This is a genomic window from Methylobacterium sp. CM6241 (genome assembly GCF_054817845.1).
This window is the reverse complement of record NZ_CM139246.1, coordinates 491449-510843: the sequence shown is the minus strand read 5'-3', so window position 1 is coordinate 510843 and position 19395 is coordinate 491449. Positions and strand designations below refer to the sequence as shown.

Annotated in this window: 17 protein-coding genes and 1 pseudogene; 7 read left to right on the top strand and 11 right to left on the bottom strand. The window is 66.4% G+C overall.

Annotated features, from left to right (window positions below; genetic code table 11):
• Positions 1-60: 60 nt before the first annotated feature.
• Positions 61-420, bottom strand: coding sequence for a hypothetical protein (locus tag ACYQR9_RS02435; protein WP_461228570.1), 360 nt, complete (start codon positions 418-420; stop codon positions 61-63).
• Positions 421-715: 295 nt separating this feature from the next.
• Here ACYQR9_RS02435 and ACYQR9_RS02430 point away from each other — a divergent pair, with 295 nt between their 5' ends.
• Positions 716-1603 carry an MBL fold metallo-hydrolase gene (locus ACYQR9_RS02430; protein ID WP_461228569.1) on the top strand — a complete coding sequence of 296 codons (888 nt, stop codon included), beginning with the start codon at positions 716-718 and terminating at the stop codon, positions 1601-1603.
• Between the two features lie 266 nt (positions 1604-1869).
• Complete coding sequence (locus ACYQR9_RS02425; RefSeq protein WP_082470613.1) at positions 1870-2763, top strand: hypothetical protein; 894 nt, start codon at positions 1870-1872, stop codon at positions 2761-2763.
• A 106-nt stretch (positions 2764-2869) separates the two neighbouring features.
• Here the strand turns inward: ACYQR9_RS02425 and ACYQR9_RS02420 are convergent, their stop codons facing one another.
• Both ACYQR9_RS02420 and ACYQR9_RS02415 read right to left on the bottom strand, forming a co-directional pair.
• Positions 2870-4921 carry an ATP-binding protein gene (locus ACYQR9_RS02420; RefSeq protein ID WP_461229717.1) on the bottom strand — a complete coding sequence of 684 codons (2052 nt, stop codon included), beginning with the start codon at positions 4919-4921 and terminating at the stop codon, positions 2870-2872.
• The gene (locus ACYQR9_RS02415) at positions 4921-6438 is read right to left on the bottom strand and encodes an ATPase domain-containing protein (protein WP_207413394.1); all 1518 of its coding nucleotides are present in this window, start codon (positions 6436-6438) and stop codon (positions 4921-4923) included. The genes ACYQR9_RS02420 and ACYQR9_RS02415 overlap by 1 nt, the downstream gene beginning before the upstream one ends.
• A gap of 334 nt (positions 6439-6772) precedes the next feature.
• Here ACYQR9_RS02415 and ACYQR9_RS02410 point away from each other — a divergent pair, with 334 nt between their 5' ends.
• The gene (locus ACYQR9_RS02410; protein ID WP_461228568.1) at positions 6773-7663 is read left to right on the top strand and encodes an NAD(P)H-dependent oxidoreductase; all 891 of its coding nucleotides are present in this window, start codon (positions 6773-6775) and stop codon (positions 7661-7663) included.
• A 154-nt stretch (positions 7664-7817) separates the two neighbouring features.
• On the opposite strand, the gene ACYQR9_RS02405 is transcribed toward ACYQR9_RS02410, so the two are convergent.
• Positions 7818-8558 carry a 3-oxoacyl-ACP reductase family protein gene (locus ACYQR9_RS02405; protein ID WP_461229716.1) on the bottom strand — a complete coding sequence of 247 codons (741 nt, stop codon included), beginning with the start codon at positions 8556-8558 and terminating at the stop codon, positions 7818-7820.
• Between the two features lie 81 nt (positions 8559-8639).
• On the opposite strand from ACYQR9_RS02405, the gene ACYQR9_RS02400 reads away from it, so the two are divergent.
• Both ACYQR9_RS02400 and ACYQR9_RS02395 read left to right on the top strand, forming a co-directional pair.
• A complete protein-coding gene (locus tag ACYQR9_RS02400; protein ID WP_461228567.1) occupies positions 8640-9287 on the top strand; it encodes a TetR/AcrR family transcriptional regulator in 648 nt (215 codons plus the stop codon).
• A 510-nt stretch (positions 9288-9797) separates the two neighbouring features.
• The gene (locus tag ACYQR9_RS02395; RefSeq protein WP_207413358.1) at positions 9798-10031 is read left to right on the top strand and encodes a hypothetical protein; all 234 of its coding nucleotides are present in this window, start codon (positions 9798-9800) and stop codon (positions 10029-10031) included.
• Between the two features lie 115 nt (positions 10032-10146).
• Here ACYQR9_RS02395 and ACYQR9_RS02390 read toward each other — a convergent pair whose 3' ends face one another.
• The 6 genes and pseudogenes from ACYQR9_RS02390 to ACYQR9_RS02365 all read right to left on the bottom strand — a co-directional run bounded on the left by ACYQR9_RS02390 (position 10147) and on the right by ACYQR9_RS02365 (position 17595).
• A complete protein-coding gene (locus ACYQR9_RS02390) occupies positions 10147-10416 on the bottom strand; it encodes a DUF6894 family protein (RefSeq protein ID WP_461228566.1) in 270 nt (89 codons plus the stop codon).
• Between the two features lie 235 nt (positions 10417-10651).
• Positions 10652-10870: pseudogene (locus tag ACYQR9_RS02385) on the bottom strand (nitrate ABC transporter substrate-binding protein); the annotation flags it as partial.
• Positions 10871-11078: 208 nt separating this feature from the next.
• On the bottom strand, positions 11079-13655 hold the full coding sequence (locus ACYQR9_RS02380; protein WP_461229715.1) for a TonB-dependent siderophore receptor: 2577 nt from the start codon (positions 13653-13655) through the stop codon (positions 11079-11081).
• Between the two features lie 119 nt (positions 13656-13774).
• Complete coding sequence (locus tag ACYQR9_RS02375) at positions 13775-14719, bottom strand: FecR family protein (protein ID WP_461228565.1); 945 nt, start codon at positions 14717-14719, stop codon at positions 13775-13777.
• 96 nt (positions 14720-14815) lie between these two features.
• A complete protein-coding gene (locus ACYQR9_RS02370) occupies positions 14816-15325 on the bottom strand; it encodes an RNA polymerase sigma factor (protein ID WP_056422051.1) in 510 nt (169 codons plus the stop codon).
• A 329-nt stretch (positions 15326-15654) separates the two neighbouring features.
• The gene (locus ACYQR9_RS02365) at positions 15655-17595 is read right to left on the bottom strand and encodes a methyl-accepting chemotaxis protein (RefSeq protein WP_461228564.1); all 1941 of its coding nucleotides are present in this window, start codon (positions 17593-17595) and stop codon (positions 15655-15657) included.
• 574 nt (positions 17596-18169) lie between these two features.
• Between ACYQR9_RS02365 and ACYQR9_RS02360 the strand changes: the two genes are divergently transcribed.
• A complete protein-coding gene (locus ACYQR9_RS02360; RefSeq protein WP_461229714.1) occupies positions 18170-18436 on the top strand; it encodes a hypothetical protein in 267 nt (88 codons plus the stop codon).
• Between the two features lie 261 nt (positions 18437-18697).
• On the top strand, positions 18698-19036 hold the full coding sequence (locus tag ACYQR9_RS02355) for a hypothetical protein (RefSeq protein ID WP_056422045.1): 339 nt from the start codon (positions 18698-18700) through the stop codon (positions 19034-19036).
• A 134-nt stretch (positions 19037-19170) separates the two neighbouring features.
• On the opposite strand, the gene ACYQR9_RS02350 is transcribed toward ACYQR9_RS02355, so the two are convergent.
• Positions 19171-19320: a hypothetical protein gene (locus ACYQR9_RS02350; RefSeq protein WP_156467615.1), complete on the bottom strand. Its 150-nt coding sequence runs from the start codon at positions 19318-19320 to the stop codon at positions 19171-19173.
• Between the last annotated feature and the right edge of the window lie 75 nt (positions 19321-19395).

The window sequence follows — 19395 nt, the reverse complement described above, 5'->3', positions numbered from 1 at the left end:
ATCGGGGATCGGCGCTGACGCGACCGGTCGCCGGTCGGGCCACCATCACCGAGCCCGGCATCAGCCCTTCGTTCCCTTGAAGGGGCGGAACAGCCAGGCCAAGCGCTTGGCGTCCGCCTCCTCGCCCTCGGCGGGTTCAGGCACGGCCTCCTCGTCTTCGCGGTCGGCCGCCGGTTTTGCCGAATCCTCGTCCTCGAGCTTGCCGATCATCTGCTCCAGCAGCGGCGGCAAGTCCCGTTCGTATTTTTCGAGGATGATGGCGGCATCGAGCAGGGCGTGAATATGCGCTTTGGGAATGGGTTGACTGGCGATCTGTGCGCTGAGGACGCGGTCGGCCAGAAGACTGGCGAGCCGCGAGACTTCGGACAACCGACCGATGGGATCCGTGGCGTTGGCGGACGGGTCCGGGCTCTCGTTCATGACAAATGTTCTCCCCCCCTCAGATGTTTAACCCATTATCCGCCGTCCCCCTACATGCGCCAAGCACTTCTGCCCCGGTCGACTATGCCGTGGTCGAGTGGGAGGCGCTGCCGGAGCCCTAGAGCGCTCACCGCCGAAGTGGATGCCGGTTCGGCGAAAAAGAGCGCGGCAAAACAAAGGCCTAGAGTTGCACCCGACCCAACGTGGTCGGGCGCAGCTCTAGGGGAACCGGCATCCGCGGGATCGATTGGCCTATCGACCGGGCAGCGATGCAAACCCTTTTACGAGGTGCCCCATGGCGCAACAGGTTCCCGTCGACGCGACTGCGCAGATCGAAACGCCTCTGGGTGCGGACGGTACCCACACCATCACGGAGGATCTCGTCTACCAGCGCCATGCCATCGTGAATGTGATCTTCCATGGTCCGCCGGGAGCGGGCGACCGTGGCTGGACGCTGATCGATGCCGGGATCATGGGGTCTAAATCCGCGATCCGGAAAGTGGCGGAGCAACGCTTCGGCCCGAATGCCCGTCCGGCGGCCATCGTGTTGACCCATGGCCATTTCGACCATGTCGGGGTCGTTGAAGACTTGGCTCGCGAATGGGACGTGCCGGTCTGGGCCCATCCGCTCGAACGTCCGTATCTCGATGGGACCGCCGCCTACCCGCCGCCGGACCCCTCCGTCGGCGGCGGCCTGATGGCCCGGCTCTCGCCCCTCTATCCGCTCGCGCCGGTCGACGTGTCCGCCCATCTCCGGGACCTGCCGGAAGACGGCTCGGTGCCCTCCATGCCGGGCTGGCGCTGGATCCACGTGCCGGGCCATTCGGTGGGTCAGGTCGCCCTCTGGCGGGAGGCGGACCGCACGCTGATCGCGGGCGACGCCTTCGTGACGACCGCTCAGGAATCGGCCTACGCGGTCATCGTCCAGGAGCCCGAGATCCACGGTCCGCCGATGTATCTCACCACCGATTGGGAGGCGGCGGGCCGTTCGGTGGCGATTCTCGCGGCTCTCGAGCCGGAGCGGGCGATCACGGGCCATGGGCGCCCGCTGGAAGGGCCGGCCCTTCGCGAGGCGCTTCATCTGCTGGCGGATCGTTTCGATGCGGTCGCGATGCCGAGGCAGGGCATGTATGTCGATGAGCCGGCCCGAGCCGAGGACGGATCGGCCTACAAGGAACCCTGACGCGCCTGCGTGGCCGCGTCGGGTGACGGATCGGCGATGCGGGCTCGCCCCCATGCTGCTTGGGCGATCGTGCCCGCGCGATCGTGGAGGACCGGGCCGGCACGACGAATCCCCACGTCTTATTCCATCGAAAAAGCATTCGCCGGGGCCGGATGCCACTTTTCGCGCGTCCTGTGGCAGAACAATCGCAGTCATGGACCGGCTCGGCATGGTCTAACGGCCGAGCCCATTCGGCTCATGCAGCGTTGAGTTGCCAAGACATCATCATGCGACTTTCAATCTATTGCCTGCTGGCGGCCTGTTTGCTGGCGCAGCCCTCGCTCGTCGACACAGCCTCTGCCGAGGAGGTGGACACCGAACATCTGTTCGGCTTCACCGAAGGGGCCGATGTGGGCAAGAAGGGCGAACAGGAGGTGGTGCTCGATACCGTCACCCGTATCGGCAAGCGCCGGGCCGGACCGGGTCCGTCATCCTATGACGCGGTCGGCACGAAACTCAGCTATCAGATCGATCTCGTCGACGGTTTCAGCGTCCAGGTCGGGCTCTTCGGCGACCACCATCGCGTCCGCAACATCCTCGATCTCGACGACAGGAACGCGGGCAATTTCGACGGCGTCTCGGTGGAGTTCAAGTATCAACTCGTCAAAAGCACGCCCGAGCAGCCCTTCGGCCTGGCCTTGGAATCGCGGCCGCGGTTTGCCCGCGTTCTGCCCATCGAGGGGCGCGGAGCCGACATCTTCGACTTCGAGAATGTCGTGCACGTCGATTGGCAGATCGTGCCGAACAAGCTCTGGTATGGCACAAACATCAGCTACGATCCGGCCGCCGGACGCCAGCGCGGCTCCGGGGAGGGGTACCGCTCCTCGACATTCCTGTGGTCGAACGCCCTCGTTGGGGAGGTCGCGGACAAGACCTATCTCGGACCGGAACTGCGCTATCTTCGCGGCTATGAGGGAATTTTCCTGAACGGGCTGCAGAGCGAAGCTCTGACCCTCGGCCCCGCCCTGCATCACCGCTTCACCGAAAAGGCCTGGATCACCGTCGCCTATGCCGGTCAGGTCTGGGGCCGGGACACCGACAAGGCCCTCGCCAACCGGGGATTGGGTCTGAACCAGTTCGAACGCCATGCCCTTCGGGTGAAGCTGGGCATGGAGTTCTAGGGGGCGGTCCCGCGCCGTGGTGATGGCCGTACGGTCGCCGGTTCGTCGCGCGCGCTCGTCAACGAACCGCCTCTCGGATCGCCGGAATTCCCGTGGCTCGTATGGATCAGCCGGTTCCGCCCGTCAGGACCAGCCGTAGGGAGCGGGCGAGTTCATCGCGGCGGTACGGCTTGTTCAGGACGGTGAGTTCGCCCTTGCCGATGATCTGTCCCTCGTCGAGGTTGGCGACGTAGCCGGAGGTGAGGAGCACCTTCAGGCCCGGTCGCAGACGCTGCGCCTCGACCGCCAGCTGCGAGCCGTTCATGCCGCCCGGCATCACCACGTCCGAGAACAGGATGTCGATGCGCTCGACCCCTTTCAGATGCTCCAGCGCTTCGGCGGCGTTGCGCGCGACGATCACCCGGTAGCGCAGTTCCTCCAGGCTCTCGACCGCCATGCCGAGGACCTGCTCGTCATCCTCGACGAGAAGGACGGTGTCGCCGTCCCCCGCCCGCTTGAGCGGGAGCGCGGTGCCGGAGCCCGTCCCCGCTTCCTCGCCGACCGGGTCGGAGGATCGCGGGATGAGAAGTCGGAACGTGGTTCCGGCCCCGACGGTGGATTCGATGGCGACGTAGCCGCCGGCGCTGCGGGTGAAACCATAGACCTGGGAGAGCCCGAGACCGGTGCCCTTGCCCACTTCCTTCGTGGTGAAGAACGGTTCGAACACCCGGGCCAGGGTCTGGGGCGGGATGCCGCTGCCGGTGTCGGCGACCGAGACCTCGACGTAGTCGCCGGGGGGCACGCCTTTGTCGGCGACGGCGGCGGTGTCGAGGCGGACGTTGCGGCTGCGTACGTCGATGCGGGCTGCGCGGTCGCTGCCCTCCATCGCGTCGCGGGCGTTGACGACGAGGTTCAGCACCGCGGCCTCGAACTGGGCGGGGTCGATGCGGATCGGATCGAGCGCCGGGTCGAGATCGAACGTCATCTCGATGGCGCCGCCGGCCGCGCGCTGGGCCAGGGGCCGGAAGTCGAGGAGGAGGCGGTTCGGGTTGAGGGTCTGGGGCCGCAGCATCTGCCGCCGCGAGAAGGCAAGAAGCTGCTGGGTGAGCTGCTCGCCCCGGCGCGCCGCGTTCATCGCGGCCTCGGCCAGGCGCACCACCCGCTCGGTGTTCTCCGGCTTGCGGATCACCATGTCGAGGCCGCCGACGATGACGGTGAGCAGGTTGTTGAAATCGTGCGCCACCCCGCCGGTCAATTGCCCGATGGCCTCCATCTTCTGGGCCTGGCGCAAGGCGTCCTCGGTCGCCCGCTGGTCGGTGCGGTCCATGACGATACCGGCGAGGCGGACGGGGTTTCCCTCGCGACCGTATTCGGCGCGGCCCCTTGCGGCGATCCATCGGATCGCGCCGTCCGGACGCCGGATCCGGCATTCCATGTCGAGGTTTCCGGTCTCGACCGCCTGCGCGAAGGCCGCCGCGACGATGGAATGGTCCTCCGGGACGACGTGATGGAGGAAGTCCGCCCATCCCCAGAAGGGCAGAGGCTCGTCGTAGCCGAAGATGGCGTCGTGGCGTCTCGAACGCCGGGAGGTATCGTGGACGAGGTCCAGGTCCCAGGAGCCCATGCCGGCGGAATCGAGGGCGAACAGGAGCGTCTCGCGCGCCGCATCGACTTCGCGGGTGCGCTCGGCGACCCGGCATTCCAGCGTCTCGTTGGCGTGCCGGAGGCGCTCCTGCGCCTGTTCCCGCTCCAGGATGTGGCCGCGGGCCTGATATTGCCGGCGCCGGCCCCGAAGCGCCGACGCGACGGCGCTCGCCAGAGTCTCGGCGTTGATGGGCCGTTCCAGCAGCACGACGTTGCCGAGCCGCTCGATGATCGCGGCCGCACGCGCGGGGCGGCGACCGACCTGTCGGGTCGCCAGCATGATGAATGGGAAGTCCGACCAGGGCGGCTGGGTCTCGACCCAGGCGTCGAGGGCGGCCGTATCGGCCTCGGCCAGGGCCTCCTCGGTGACGAGGGCCGCGGCCGCGCCCGCCCGCAGGCCGGCGATCAATGCCGGCGCATCCGCACAGATGGCGGCCGGCGTGCCCGATTTGGCGAGCAGCTGCTGGACGACCCCGGCGTCGCGCCCGCGCGGCGCCAGGATCAGCACCCGCTCCTCGATCTCCGACGATGGCATCACGCGGCGGGTCCGGACGTCTCGGCGTTGCCGTCCAGCATCGCGACCTTGCCGCCATAGGCCGGCAGCCCGGTGAGCACGCCCTGGAAGTCGCTCAAGGCCTCGCCGACCTGCAGGCCGGTCGGGGAGATCCGCAATTCCCGGATGGTGCGCTCGTGTGCGTTGACCCGGCTCTTCACTACGGAGATCGCGGTGCGGACCGCGCCTTGGGCCTCGAAATACCGGAACAGCACGATGCCGTCGCTGAGATAGCTCAGGTCGACGTCGGTGCGGACCTCGCCGATGACCCCGTGCTGGCCCAGCACGAGGACGGTCGTGGCGCCCTTCTGGTTGAGGTAGCTCAGGAGCTCGTGCATCTGCAGGACGAGATATTGCTCGCCCGGCATGGCGTGGACGTAGGCGTTGAGGCTGTCGATGGCCACGAAGGACGATCCCTGCGCCTCGACGGCCTCGCGCACCCGGCAGGTGAACTCGCCCGGCGAGATCTCGGCCGGGTCGATCTGCATCAGGTCGAGCGCGCCGCTCGCGATATGGGGACGCAGGTCCATGCCGAGGAGCGCGGACCGGGCGAGCAGGGTCGCCCTGCCCTCGTCGAACAGGAAGTAGGTCGCGCGCGATCCGCCCTCCAGGGCGGTGAGCAGGCAGCGGATGGCGGTGGTGGTCTTGCCGACGCCGGACGGCCCCATCAGCAGCGTGTTGGTGCCCGGCACGAGGCCGCCCCCGAGCAGCAGGTCGAGCTCCACCAAACCGGTCGAGGTGGTGACCGGGTCGAACTCGTCCGCGTGCTCGGCCGCCACGAGGCGCGGGAACACGGTGAGGCCGCCGGTGCGGAGCACGAGGTCGTGGAAGCCGCCACGGACCTTGACGCCGCGCATCTTGACGACGCGGATGCGCCGACGCTCCGCCCCGAACTCGCGCTCGATCTGCTCCACGACGATGACGCCGTGGGCGATGCTGTGGAGCTGGACGTCCGCCGTGTTGTCGTCGAGCAGCAGCACCGTGCAGCCGCGCGACGCGAAGAACTGCTTCAGGGCAAGGATCTGACGCCGGTAGCGCAAGGGATTCTGGGCCAGGAGCCGGAGCTCGGACAGGCTGTCGAACACGATCCGGGCCGGCTGCAGCGCGTCGACGCGCTCCATGACCTCGCGCACGGTCTCGCCGAGCTCCACATCGGACGGGTGCAGGATCGACTGCTCGCTATCGGGGTCGAGGCCGAGTTCGCTGACGAGTTCGTAGACGTCGATGCCATCCAGGGACCAGCCGTGGGACGCCGCACCGGCCCGGAGCTCGTCGGCACTCTCCGACAGCGTGACGTAGAGGCCCTTCTCGCCCCGGGCGACGCCTTCGAGGAGGAACTGCAGCGACAGGGTCGTCTTGCCGGTGCCGGGCCTGCCCTCGACGAGGTAGAGCCGGTCACGGGTGAGGCCGCCGGCGAGGACGTCGTCGAGCCCGGATATGCCGGTGGAGAGCGCGTTGCGGGAGCCGGTCGGGGCGGTAGGCTGACTGTCGTCTGGCATGGTCACCATGATGCGGGAGAGGCGCATCGGGCGGCCGCCCATCGAGGGGGCGGCCCATGGCCTTCTGTCGGAATCTATCATGCATCAGCCCGTGTCGGCGCGATAGGTCGGATTGGACACATCGCCCGGAACAATGGTGGAGGCTCTGTCATCCTTCACACCAGGACATGGCGTCGGCACGTCGAAGATCAGGCATAGGTTGAAGGCGATCAGGAACCTGCCATTGCGCCTCCTGTTTTTGTTGGGCGGGGTCGCGGTGCGGTGCCGGGACCGTATGGACACTTCAGCCGGTGAGCGGAAAACGTTGGATCACTTGCAAGCCGAAGTCGAAACGTTGCCACTGGAGACACGCCCATTCCAGGTCCTCGTGGTCGCCGGATCGGCAAGGCGGCTCGATGGATGCCCCGGCATGGACGGCAAGGCCCGGTTTCTGATGCACCGGATGCTCGGGCGCCTGCCGGCGCGCTGGCAGGTCGACCACGTCGATATCGGCAACCAGCACGGCAAGCCCAAGATCCAGGGCTGCAATGGCTGCGTCGGCTCCTCGATGGCGCTCTGCGTCTGGCCCTGCAACTGCTACGGGCCGGACAGCGACCACCAGCCCGACCTGATGTGGAACGAGAAGCTCTACCAGCGCCTCGCCCGTGCCGATGCCTGGGCGATCATAGGGCCGGTCTGGTGGTATGGTCCCTCCACCAACCTCAAGGCGATGTTCGACCGCCTCGTCTGCATGAGCGGCGGTAACCCGCGCCCCGACCTCATCGACAAGAAGAGCACCCTGAAGGCGCAGGCGCTGGAAAAATCGCCGCTCTGGCGGGAGCTGACCCGGAACCACCTGGAGGGGCGCACGGCCGGGTTCTTCTGCTACGGCAACGAGGGCGGCAACGAACTCGACGTCGATCGCCGCCCCCGCATCCTCCGGCAGAAGGACTGGTTCGACCCGGCGCGGGAGCCTTACCAGGGCGATGAGCGCAAGGCTTACCAGGGCTTGGTCTGGCAGTGCCGCTACAGCGGCATCGAGGTGCCGGACGAGCTCTGGCGGCATGCCTCGGTCGGTCTGGAGCGGCCCTATGCCGACGATCAGGCCGACGACATGGTTCAGGAACGCGACGCCATGGCCTGCTTCGATTCCTGGGTCGACGCCTTCGTGCGGCACGTCTCGGCCAAGGGCATCGTGCCGGGGACGACCGAGGCCGAACGGGGCGCGCGATCCACGACGGATTGATGCCGGCGGCCTCGGTCTTTCCGCTAGAGCTGCGCCCGACCACGTTGGGTCGGGACACATCTCCAGGCCTTTGTTTTGCCGAACCGGGATCCACTTCGGCGGAGAGCGCTCCAAGGCCGTGTCTCGGATGCGCGCGGCGGGGTCGGATCCCCGCTCAGGCGTTCACGCCGCCATCCACGGTGACGACCGATCCGGTGATCTGCCGCGCGGCCGGGCTCGCGAGGAAGCCCACGGCGGCGGCGACGTCCTCCGGCGTACCGTAGCGGCCGAGCGGCGTCAGCGCGCGGATACCATCGGATTGGGGACCGTCGGCGGGGTTCATGTCGGTGTCGGTTCCACCCGGCTGGACCAGGTTCACGGTGATGTCCCGAGGCCCGAGTTCGCGGGCCAGCCCCCGGGTGAAGGCGAGAAGCGCCGATTTGGTCATCGAGTACACGGTCACGCCGGGAAAGGGGACGCGCTCGGCGAGGCACGAGCCGATCGAAATGATGCGCCCCCCTTGTCCGAGATGCGGAATCGCGGCCTGGGAGGCCAGCACCACCGACCGCACATTGACGTTCAGGAGCGCGTCGATGTCGACGAGGCCGATCTCCGCGACCGCGCCGTAGCGGGCGATGCCGGCATTGTTGACGAGGATGTCGAGACCGCCCAGTCCCGCCACGGCCTCGTCGACCGAGCGTTTCACGGCCGCCGCATCGGCGCTGTCGGCCTGAATGGCGAGCCCGTGCCGGCCTTTCGCCTCGATGGCGCCCACCAGCTCGGCCGCGCGGTCGGCCGACCGCTCGTAGGTGATCGCCACGTCCGCCCCTCTGTCCGCGAGATCGAGCGCGATCGCGGCGCCGATGCCTCGTGAACCACCCGTGACGAGTGCGCGCTTTCCAGCCAGTTCCTGCATCACTCAACCTTTATGTATCGATCGACACAAAAATAGCTAGGCGTGTTGGTGATCGGGGTCAAGAGATTTATATATCGATCGATGCAGAAATCAGAGCAGAAACCGGGACGCGTCGCGGCAGGGTCGGTCCGGGGGCGCGGACGCCCTCGTGCCTTCGACCGCGAGGCCGCCCTCACGCAGGCGACCCACCTGTTCTGGCGCAAGGGCTACGAGGCGACGTCCATCGCCGACCTCACCGAGGCGATGGGGATCGGATCGCCCAGCCTCTACGCCGCTTTCGGATCGAAGGAGGCGCTCTTCACCGAGGCCCTGCGCCACTACAACACGACCTACGAGGCGCTGGTCTGGGGCAGGTTCCGATCCGCCGGGACGGCGCGTGAGGCGGTGCTGTCCTTACTCATGGACTCGGCCGCGGCCCTGACCGGATCGCTCGCCGACAATCCCCTCGGCTGCATGGTGACGCTCTCGTCCGTCGGAGGCGAAGGGCGATCGGACCTCGGCGATCTGGTTCGGTCGGCGCGTGCCGTGACGCTGGAGCGTCTGGAGGCGTGCCTGGCCGGGGCCGTGTCCTCGGGCGAGCTTGCGGGCGAGACGGACGTTCACGCCCTCGCCCGCTTCGTGCAGACCGTCCAGAGCGGCATGTCGATCCTGGCCCGCGACGGCGCGAGCCGGGCCGAACTGGAGGGCGTGGCGCAGGTGGCGATGCTGAGATGGGACGCCTGCGGCTGAACTTCGCCGGACTGTGCCAGGGCTGCGCCCGACCGCGTTGGGGCGGGGCACATCTCAAAACCTTTGCTTGGCGATCGTACCGTTCGCCCATACGGCCTGACGGTCTGGCTTCCTCTTCGTAGAGTTGCCCCGATATCCGCCCATTCCGCCAAGTTCTTTCACGACGAGGCCGCAGCTTTCGAGACGCTGGAGGGACTCTTTTAGGCGGAAGGCCCCGTATAACCTCATCACGGCGGCATGTCGGCAGCGGTGACGGCCTTGTCGAGGGCGATGAGACCTTCGTCGGCAACGACGGCACCGTGAAGCCGAAGGGCGAGAAGACGGTCCGTGGCTACGCTCACAGGCACAGGGCGACGAGCCAGGCTCGCCGTAACGTGTCCTCCCAGGGCGGCACGTCATGAATCACGGGACACGGATACTGCAAATGCGGGGCTGCCGGATCGGGTTCGGAGGCTTTTTGCTGTCCGCCGCGTTGGCTCTACATTCCTCGACGATGCAGGAGCCACAGTCATGACCGCCGACACACCCTCCAAGCCGGGGCGGACAGCGTACCCGCTGACGCCAGGACAGGCCATGCAAGCCAGTGACGCCGAGTTCCTCGACTTCATCTTGCAATCGGCTGCGGACGCCCGACAGTCCGCCGCAAAATCCAAAGCGGTGGTCGAAGAAACGAGGGCGATTCTGGACGAGCCTGAGACCGAACCAAGGCCGCCCGCAAAGCGGGGCGGGGTCGTCGACGCGTGAGGAACAAGTAGCGCCGCTTCATCGAAGCCGCCCGTGACGCCGGGGCGAGCGAGGATGAAGCGGACTTTGTTCGTGTGTTAAAGCCGATATCGAAGCCGTGCAGATCAGATGAAATTCATGTTTGATAGCTTGGCCGTCTTCTCATGGTTTCGACGATGGGCGACTCGATCATCGTAAAATCCAGCCAGATCAGCAAAAGCCCATTTTCATCCGCGACCTCGAGGCGCCACTCATCGCTCGAGCAAATGTGCTTGAAGTTTTCGAGAATGATCCTGCCGGCTAGGCACACTGCCGCAAACCTGGCTTCCTCGATGCTGTTGAGCTCTGTACCCTCCTGATCGAGGGTGCTCTTTCCATCGTACACGTTGAAATGATAGCGCGGCATGTCCCGCCTCATCCTGGTGGAGGCGGGAGCGATGACGCTCTCACTCACGGGCATGCCTAGGATAGGGCGCGCGATTGCCCTGACATTAGGCAACTATATTTGTTGCTGCTATTTCTTGCGTTATTTTTTGACGGCGCTCGACCACATGTCGCATCCGGCTGTGCGATCCGACCATGCCGATGGGGATGATCGGGGGGACGATTCCGGCGCGGGGCGGGAGGGAGGCCTCCATGGCTCAGCCCGCCCGCTTGATCGCGAAGGAGTTCAGGTACTCCTCGGGTTTGGCCGGATCGAAGGCCTTGCCCATCACCGAGAAAGTCTTGGTGGTCGCCGTCGGCGGGGTGAGGCCGGCCTCCCTCATCAATCTCGCGGCATCGGTGGCGAGATAGACCTTCTCGGCCACCGCCTTGTAATCGACATCGCCCTTGATCTGACCCCAGCGCTTCATCTGCGTTCATCGGTCACGCGGTGCACCTCGGATTCGTGATCGACCGCCCGACGGTTTGCAAGCTTCGTACACATTGCCCGACGCGCCGGCGCGTCGAGCAAAGGGCACGGCCCCTAGAGCTGCGCCCGACCACGTTGGGTCGGGACACATCTCTAAGCCTCTGTTTGCCGCGCTCTTTTTCGCCGAACCGGCATCCACTTCGGCGGAGAGCGCTCTAGAAATCGACGGAGGCGGAGACGATGACGGTTCGGGGGGCGCCGACGGCGAGGAAGCCGCGTGCGGCGGAGGCCCAGTACGAATCGTCGAACAGGTTCTCGACGGTAGCCCGCAGCACCACGGGTTTGCCCGAGACGCCCTCGAAGGCGTAGCGCAGGCCGGCATCGAAGCGGGTCCAGTCGGGGACCGACTGGGTGTTGGCCTGATTGTAGAACTGGCGGCTGGTATGGATGGCCCGCCCGGTGAGGGTCAGGCCCGGGGCCAGCCATGGCGGTAGGTCGTATTCGCCGTAGAGGTTGATCGCCATGTCGGGGACGCCGGGAGCGGCGTTTCCGTCGAACTGCCCTCCGAGCGTCCTCACCAGTTCCGCGTCGATGAAGGCGATGCCGCCGAGCAGGCGGATCCCCGTGACGGGCTCGCCGAACACGGTGAACTCGGCGCCCCTGTTGCGCTGCAGCCCGCTCACGGAGAAGCGCCTCGTGCCGGGATCCGTGAAGGCGCTCGGCTGCTCGATCTCGAACAGAGAGGCGGTGACCGAGACGGTGCCGAAATCGTATTTGGCGCCGACCTCCTTCTGCCGGCTCACGGTGGGGGCGAAGATCTCGTTGGCATTGACCGCGGTGACCGGCGCGCTCGGGCCTGCGTCGAGGGACTCGATGTAATTGCCGTAGAACGACAGGTTCTCGAAGGGGCGGATGACCAGGGCGATGGCGGGGCTGAACCGGCCCTGGTCGTAGCTCGATGCCAGCGACCCCTGATTGGCCACCGGGCGGGTGACGTAGCTGTTGACCGCGATGTCCTGGAAGCGCCCGCCGAGCGTCAGCATGAAGCGATCCTCACCCAGCGACAGGGTGTCGGCCACGGCCACGCTGCGTGCGCTCAGCTCCGTGAAGAGGGGTTGCCGGCTGGAGCGGGGATAGACCCCCGTGGCGACCGACCCGAACGGCAGGTAGGTCGGAGCGTAGATGTTGGTCTGGAAGCTCGGGAGGCTCGGGGGGAAGTAGCCGCGCGAGAAGTTCTTGTTCACGGCCTCGGTCGCCGAGACCGAGACCTGGTGCCCGATGAAGCCGGTGTGGAAATGCGAGCGCAGCCCGATCTCGCCGGTCAGGCCCTGCAATTCGAGGGGAGCGATGGCGAGCGTGTTGGTGGCCTGCCCCGAGGCTCCGGTGATCAGGTAATAGGAACTCAGCGAATCCTCGCGGTAGCGGCTGATGCCGCCCGCGGCGTAGATCGTCGTCTCCGGCAGGAGATCGAATTCGACCCGGCCGGCGGCCATGCCGTAGGTGGTGTCGATATATTCGTTCGTGTTCGCCGTGTTGCGCCGGTTGTTCGGGGCGCGGGGCACCGCGATGTTCGGTGCGGCCGCGTTGAACAGCGATGTCGGCGCCGTGATGTTCTGGTTGGAATGGTTGAGGTCGAGCGAGGCGCGGAACCGGTCGCCGCGATAATCGAGCCCGAGGGCCGCGATGCCCACCTCGATGGCGTTCTTGTCGAGGGGGGTGCCCCCGTTGCGGTAGGCGCCGTTGAAGCGGATGCCCCATTCCTTGGCGGCGCCGTAGCGGCGTCCGAAATCCAGATGGGTTCCGACCTGGGAATCGCTGAAATAGCTCGTCGTGATCCGCGTGAGCGGCTCGTCGAAGGCGCGCTTCGGGATGAGGTTGATGGTGCCGCCGACACGGCCGACGCCGCCGTTGAGGAAGGCGGTGGGGCCCTTCAGCACCTCGACGCGCTCGAGGCCTTCGGTGAAGGTTCGGCGCGCATTGGCGATGTAGAACAACCCGTCGAAGGCGGTGTCGAGGTTGGTGACCGAGAAGCCGCGGATGAAGAAGGAATCGCGTTCGCTATAGGGCGGCGCGTCGTTGCGCACCGAGGGATCGTTCTGCACGACGTCGCCGACCGTGCGCGCCTGCTGGTCCGTGATCAGCTTTTCCGTGTAGCTCGTCACGTTGAAGGGCGTGTTCAGCACGGAGCGGTTGCCGAGGAGGCCGAGCCGGCTTCCCGTCGCCACCTGGCCGCCGGCATAGGGAACCGGCGGCTGGCCCACCGTTCCGCTCGACGGGGGCAGCCCCGCATGCGACGCCCGGTTCAGGCGCTGGGCCTCGACGCTCAGCTCGGCCAGGGTCACCGCCCCGGCCGGCTCCGGGCCGAGCTGGACGTAGCTCGGATTGACGAGGGTGATGGTGGAAGGGCCGACCGCCCGGTGAGTCAGGCCGGTGCCTTCGAGGATCTTGGCCAGGCCGTCGAGGGGCGGGAACGCGCCGTCGACGCCGTTGGTGTTCAGTCTCGCCGTCAGCTCGGTGGCATAGACCAGCTTGACCTTCGCCTGTTCGGTGAAGGTGACCAGGGCCGTTTCCAGAGGCCCTTTCGGAATCGACAGGGACACGCTGTCCCCCTGTCGCGGGGCCGAGGCTTCGGGAGCGAGGGCGATGATGCTCGCCTTCCGGTCCTTGGCCGATGGCGGGCGCTTCGCCTCCTGGCTCTGCGCGGCGGCGGGGACCATCACCAGCATCGACACGCCGGCGAGGAACACCCTCGCGCGCCGCTCCCCTGCAAACCCAAGCTCTCGCGCCGCCATTGCACGCCCCATCCGTCGGTTGAACAGGACGGTGCGCTTCGCGCTCTCTCGTCCCTTACCGATTGAGATCAACGGGCCCGCGATCTCCTGACGTCCGAGAACGGAATTATTTCGGCCTCCTATAGCGGCGACCCGACCAGGACGAGGAGGGGCGTGAGACGGGTGACGCGCACGTTCATCGTCGCCGCGATCACGTCCAGGGCATCGTCCGTGTTGTGGGGGTCGAAGGCCCCGGTGACGCGCCGCTCGCCGGCCTTGGCGTCGATGAGGACGACGCGGCCGTGGCGGTAGCGGTCGAGTTCACCCAGGACGGCGGAGAGCCGTTCGCCCGAGAAGACGAGGCGACCCTCCCGCCAGGCCACGCTCCGGCTCGGATCCGCCGTGACGACGCCGAAGGACGCCCCGTCCTCGCGGCGAACCGCCTCGCCCGCCGATACCAGCATGTGCCGGTGCTCGTCCGCCACATCGACGCGTCCTTCGGTGACCCCGACGGGGCTGTCCGCACCGTCCGCGCGGACGAAGAAGCGCGTGCCGATCGCCCGCACGCTCAAGCCATTGCCGCGCACCACGAAGGGGCGCCGGGAATCCGGGACGACGTCGAAGAACGCCTCGCCGCGCAGGAGCTCGATTCCGCGTTCGGTGTCCGTGAACCGCAGCGCCACCGCCGTGTCGGTGTTGAGATCGATGCGGCTCCCATCGGCCAGGACGGAATGGCCGATCTCGCCGACGCCGCTCCAGAGGTCGGAGCGGAACCGGTCGATGAGGCCGAGTTGATGGATCAATGCCGCGCACAGGATGGCCGCCACGGCGAGGGCGGCGAGTCCTGTCGGCGAGGTGCGGCGTCTGCGTGGGTCGGGCACATGGCCGAGCCTGCGCCAGAGCGCATCCATCTCGGCATGGGCCTCGGCATGGGTGGGGTCGGCATCGCGCCATTCCGCGAAGGCCTCGCGGTCCTCGTCCGTCGCATCGGGGGAGGAGAGCCGCGCGACCCAGCCGGCCGCGGCCTCGAAGACGGGATCCTCGTCGTCGCGCGCGTCCGCGTCTGTGGTTTTGTCCTTGGTCACGGTTCTGCTCTCCGGACCCGATCCCGGCTCGGATCGCCGAGCCGTGTGTCCCTACCGTCTCTGATCAACGAGGCGGCCGATCCCTGACGTCGCGTGTCACGAACGTTCGCGGCTCCGGCTGCGGCAATGCAGGAGGGCCTTGATGAGGTGCTTCTCCACCATGTTGCGGCTGATGCCCAGGCGTGTGGCGACCTCGCCGTTGGAATGGCCGTCGATGCGGACGAGGAGGAACACCTCCCGGCACCGGGGCGGCAACGCGTCGATATCGGCGGCGAGCCGCCGGAGCTCCTGGCGCGCCATCACCTGCCGTTCCGGCAACGCATAGGCATCGACGATGTCCGACATCTCCGCGTCGCTCACGGAATGGAACAGCGTTCCTTCCAGCCGCTGCCGGTTCCGCATCCGCAGGGCGACGTTGTTGGCGACCTGGAACAGGAAGGCGGAGGGGTTCTCGACGCTGGTGCGCGAGAGCGCCGCGAGCATGCGCAGGTAGGTCTCCTGGTGGGCGTCGGCCGCGTCGGCGGAATTGCCGAGCAGGCGCAGGAGGAAACGCTGAAGCTTCGCGCCTTGGCTACGATGCAGCGCATCCATCGATACCAGCTGCATAAAACCAGCTCCCACCACCTTGGGATCACCGCGGGACCGCACGATCTCCTGGCGCCGAAACAAGCGGGTGGATTCAAAATTATGCAAGCACGTCAATAGTTTATATGATTTCTAAAATGTCCTGCCCCTGACGGATCAAGCCCTTGTGTTTCTGTCGGAAACATCTTGCCGGCCGGCCTTGCCCGCCGGGACGCCCTGCTTCTCACTGGGCGCGAAAGCCCCTGTCCTGTTGCGCTGCGGACACAGATATCGGCCATCCCGCCGCCGGACGGGCCCCCGGAGCGTGTCGGGATGGCCGGCCCGGCGCGGAACGCCCTGAGGCATCGGCGTCACGCCACGCGGTCGAGGCTCGTCTCCGTGGCGTCGCGGAACTGAACGTTCAAGCCCGCGCCCGAGCGATGCCGGACTTCACAATCGAACCGGCGTCCGTCCTCGTCGATGGTGACGGCGAACCGGTCGGGAACGTCGGCGCGTCGCGACACATGCAACCGCGCGCCTCCCTCCGACAGGTCGCGGACCGAACACGCGATGCGTTCGCCGCCGGGGAGGTGGATATGGGCCGGCAGCAGGACGCGCCTCCGGCGCTCCGCGCGGCGTTCCTCCATGCCGACGGTCCAATTGTCGAGGCCCGTGCTGATGCTCGACACGCCATCGGCCGCCTGCCGCATGCTGACCAGGATGTCCCCCGTCGTCCGTGCCTGCTCATCCACCGCCTCGGTGACTCCGGCCACATGCGTGCTGATCGTCCCGATCGCCTGTGTGATGGAGGCCAGGGTCGCCGCCACTTCGGTCGAGACCGCCTGCATGCCGGCGATCTCGCTGCTGATCCGGTTCGTGGCGGATGCCGCCTGACTGGCGAGGCTCTTGACCTCTGTCGCGACCACCGCGAAGCCGCGCCCCGCGCTGCCGGCCCGCGCCGCCTCGATCGTCGCATTGAGCGCCAGCAGATTGATCTGCTGAGCGATGCCGGCGATGACCGAGGCGACGCCGCCCATGGCCTCGGTGGCGGTTCGCAGCCGCTCGGTGGCGGCATCCGCTTCGCCGGCACGCCCATGGATGTCGTCCACCACCGTCTTGGACTGGGCCATGCTGCGGGAAATGGCCTCCGCGGACGCGTTCATGGCGTCGGCGGCGTCGGTGACGGACTGGACGTGGTCGAGGGTCCGCTCCGCCGCCTCGACCGCGACGGATCGCGCCTCCATGTTGGCGGTGACGTCCGAAGCGTATTTGACGATCTTGGTCAGCCGGCCGCTGGGATCGAAGATCGGGTTGTAGCTCGCCTGGATCCAGACCGAGCGGCCTCCCTTGCCGAAGCGCTGGAACATGCCGGAGGAAAATTGTCCTGCCCGCAGGCGGTCCCAGAAGGCGGCGTAATCCGGCGTCCGCGCATAGCTGGGCTCGACGAACATGGCATGCGGGCGCCCCCTTATGTCGTCCAATTTGTAACCGACCGCGTTCAGGAAGTTCTCGTTGGCGTCGAGGACCGTTCCGTCCGACGCGAACTCGATCACCGCCTGGGACCGATTGACGGCCTCCAGTTGCCCCATGGCATCGGCGGTCTGCAGCTTCTGCCGTGTGATGTCGCTGGCGAATTTCACCACCTTGATCGGGACCCCATTCCGGTCGCGGATCGGGTTGTAGGTCGCCTGAATCCATACTTCGCGGTCGCCCTTGGCGATCCGTTTGAACTCGCCCGAACGAAACTCGCCATGGGCGAGCGACGTCCAGAATTCGCGGTAGGCGGCGCTCACCCGCTCCAACGGGTCGACGAAGAGGCTGTGATGCCGCCCGCCGATCTCCTCGAGCGTGTAGCCCATCGCCGACAGGAAGTTCGCGTTGGCGGTCAGGATGGTACCGTCGAGGGCAAACTCGATCACGGCCTGCGAGCGATGGAGGGCGTCGAGTTGCCCGTCATGTTCGATGTTGCGCAACACTTGAGCGGTGACATCGGTCGCAAACTTGACAATTCGGCTGACCTTCCCGGCCCGGTCCAACACGGGATAGTAAGTCGCCTGGATCCATACCTCGCGCTCATGCTTGGCTATGCGCTTGAACTCGCGCGTCTGTGCTTCGCCGCGGCGTAAGGCCTCCCAGAACAACCGGTAATCGTCGCTTTTCTGATCTTCGGAAGAAACCAAGAGTGAGTGATGCCGACCCTTCAACTCGGAGAGAGAATATCCCATCGCATCGAGGAAGAGAGGATTGGCATCCAATACTATGCCGTCTGGGTTGAATTCGACCCGAGCGCTGGACTCGTCTATCGCGGTCATGAGCGCGCGGCGGTCTGTATCGAAAAATAACACAGGTCTCATTTCCTGTAGCATCGGTGGCGTTCCGCTACCCTTGGCACGACTTGGTTAAACGAAAACAAGTCATCCCTCAGCTTTCGGGCGCGGCGCTCGCCAAAGATGGACGGGCCGCGTGAGGCATTTCGTACCAGGGAGTCTGCGTTCGACGTTCGATGGAGACGGGACGTGAAAGCTTTTCTCCGCAGCCTCGTGGTCGATCCTCGTCGTCGCGACATCCGGCTCGCCTCCGAAACCGTCCGGCTCGCTCCTCCCGGTCCGCTGGGGCCACGGTGCCGATGTCGCGCTGCCGGCTGACATCGTCGAGCCTCATCGGCCCCTCGCGACCTGCTCGTCCTCTTCGATCGCCGGTCGCGCGGCGGCCAAGCAGTTGTTTTGCCTCTGGTATATCACTGACAGAAGAGTAGCTGGGTCTAATCCACGATGCTGAGTGCGGCTCAGCACGTCAGGAATGAGATTGCTGCCCCATATTCAGATCACACAAGACGAACGAGCCGAGTTGTTCGGCATCGGCGTCAAGAAGGAGCTCGTAATACAGATGAAGACCCGTATCGCCGCTATCGCCACTGCGTTTGTTCTTGGCGCTGCTTCGATCTCGTCCGCGATGGCTTTCGAGCGCCCGACCCGTTACAGCTCGTTCAATGCCTACGACGTCGAGGTCACGGGGTCTCTCGGTCTCCGCGACGGCAATGCCGGGCGCAACCCGGCCACCTGTCCGATGAGCTCCGCCGCCGAAGGCAATGCGAACCAGCAGAACTTTCCGGTCCAGCAATATGGCCAGACCTCGGGCGGGAATCGCTGCTGAATGAAGATCTTCTCATACGCCATGGCGGCCGCCGCCACCCTCATGCTGGCAGCGACGCTGGTGAGCTCGGCAAGCGTTCTGATGAGCGTCTGAACTCCGGCTCGAACGCGGATCGTCGCGCAGAAAGGCCGCCCCTCGGGCGGCTTTTTTTGCTTTCTCGGATGAGAATGTGAACTAAGTGAAAGATGGGGACTTAAGCAGTTTCGCGGGCAGATGGACTGCCCGTCAGCGAACCGGCGCCGTAGCCGACAGTTTTACCCCATGAACGACAACCCGCTCAATATCTGGCAGCTTCGCAGCCATGCCAGCGAGGCTATGCCGTTCAGGGACGGCGTCGACCGGGCCATGGCAAAGGCTTTTCCGCCAGTCGAGGGGGAAATCCCCGACCGTATCGCGAAGGCCCTGCAGGCCTTGGAAGCCGCGATGGGCGGGACGCTGGCGAGCCGGCCGTCGTCACGCTGCGGATCGAGCGGGACTCCTCGGGATGCGGCGCATTGGCATCTGATGTCGCCGATGGCGGCGATGACCAGTTCGGCCTTCCTCCCGAACGGCATCCGGCACGGCCTGCGCCATCCCTCCGAGATCGGTATCCGTCCGTAGAACGCGGAGGGTTGTCAGGTGCACGATTAGGCTGTGCGCCTCGGTAACCGCAGGTTGAGCGAATGTGACGAAGCCCCGGCGACCCGAGAGGTCCGGGGCTTCGCGCGTTGAACACACCGATGAAGGATGCGGAGTCAGCTCGGCTGCTCTTCTGTCTTTTCGATCTCCGGATCGTCTTCCTCCGGGATCGAGGGCGGCTGCCGCTCAGGCTTTTCGGGGGCAGCCGGCGGAGTGTCGATGGGCTGCAGATCGGCGCCAGGCTGCGGTGTGTCGGCTGTCTTCACGGATGTGCTCCCTCGTCGTTGCAGGGAGCAAAGCCCCTTGGATCGGAAGCGTTCCAGTGCGCGCCTTGCGTCATC

Coding starts and splice junctions, on each gene's coding strand:
- ACYQR9_RS02360 (WP_461229714.1), top strand. CDS start 18,170: ATGAAGACCCGTATCGCCGCTATCGCCACTGCGTTTGTTCTTGGCGCT.
- ACYQR9_RS02425 (WP_082470613.1), top strand. CDS start 1,870: ATGCGACTTTCAATCTATTGCCTGCTGGCGGCCTGTTTGCTGGCGCAG.
- ACYQR9_RS02405 (WP_461229716.1), bottom strand. CDS start 8,558: ATGCAGGAACTGGCTGGAAAGCGCGCACTCGTCACGGGTGGTTCACGA.
- ACYQR9_RS02380 (WP_461229715.1), bottom strand. CDS start 13,655: ATGGCGGCGCGAGAGCTTGGGTTTGCAGGGGAGCGGCGCGCGAGGGTG.
- ACYQR9_RS02370 (WP_056422051.1), bottom strand. CDS start 15,325: ATGCAGCTGGTATCGATGGATGCGCTGCATCGTAGCCAAGGCGCGAAG.
- ACYQR9_RS02415 (WP_207413394.1), bottom strand. CDS start 6,438: ATGCCAGACGACAGTCAGCCTACCGCCCCGACCGGCTCCCGCAACGCG.
- ACYQR9_RS02355 (WP_056422045.1), top strand. CDS start 18,698: ATGAACGACAACCCGCTCAATATCTGGCAGCTTCGCAGCCATGCCAGC.
- ACYQR9_RS02430 (WP_461228569.1), top strand. CDS start 716: ATGGCGCAACAGGTTCCCGTCGACGCGACTGCGCAGATCGAAACGCCT.
- ACYQR9_RS02435 (WP_461228570.1), bottom strand. CDS start 420: ATGAACGAGAGCCCGGACCCGTCCGCCAACGCCACGGATCCCATCGGT.
- ACYQR9_RS02390 (WP_461228566.1), bottom strand. CDS start 10,416: ATGCCGCGCTATCATTTCAACGTGTACGATGGAAAGAGCACCCTCGAT.
- ACYQR9_RS02400 (WP_461228567.1), top strand. CDS start 8,640: ATGCAGAAATCAGAGCAGAAACCGGGACGCGTCGCGGCAGGGTCGGTC.
- ACYQR9_RS02365 (WP_461228564.1), bottom strand. CDS start 17,595: ATGACCGCGATAGACGAGTCCAGCGCTCGGGTCGAATTCAACCCAGAC.
- ACYQR9_RS02395 (WP_207413358.1), top strand. CDS start 9,798: ATGACCGCCGACACACCCTCCAAGCCGGGGCGGACAGCGTACCCGCTG.
- ACYQR9_RS02420 (WP_461229717.1), bottom strand. CDS start 4,921: ATGCCATCGTCGGAGATCGAGGAGCGGGTGCTGATCCTGGCGCCGCGC.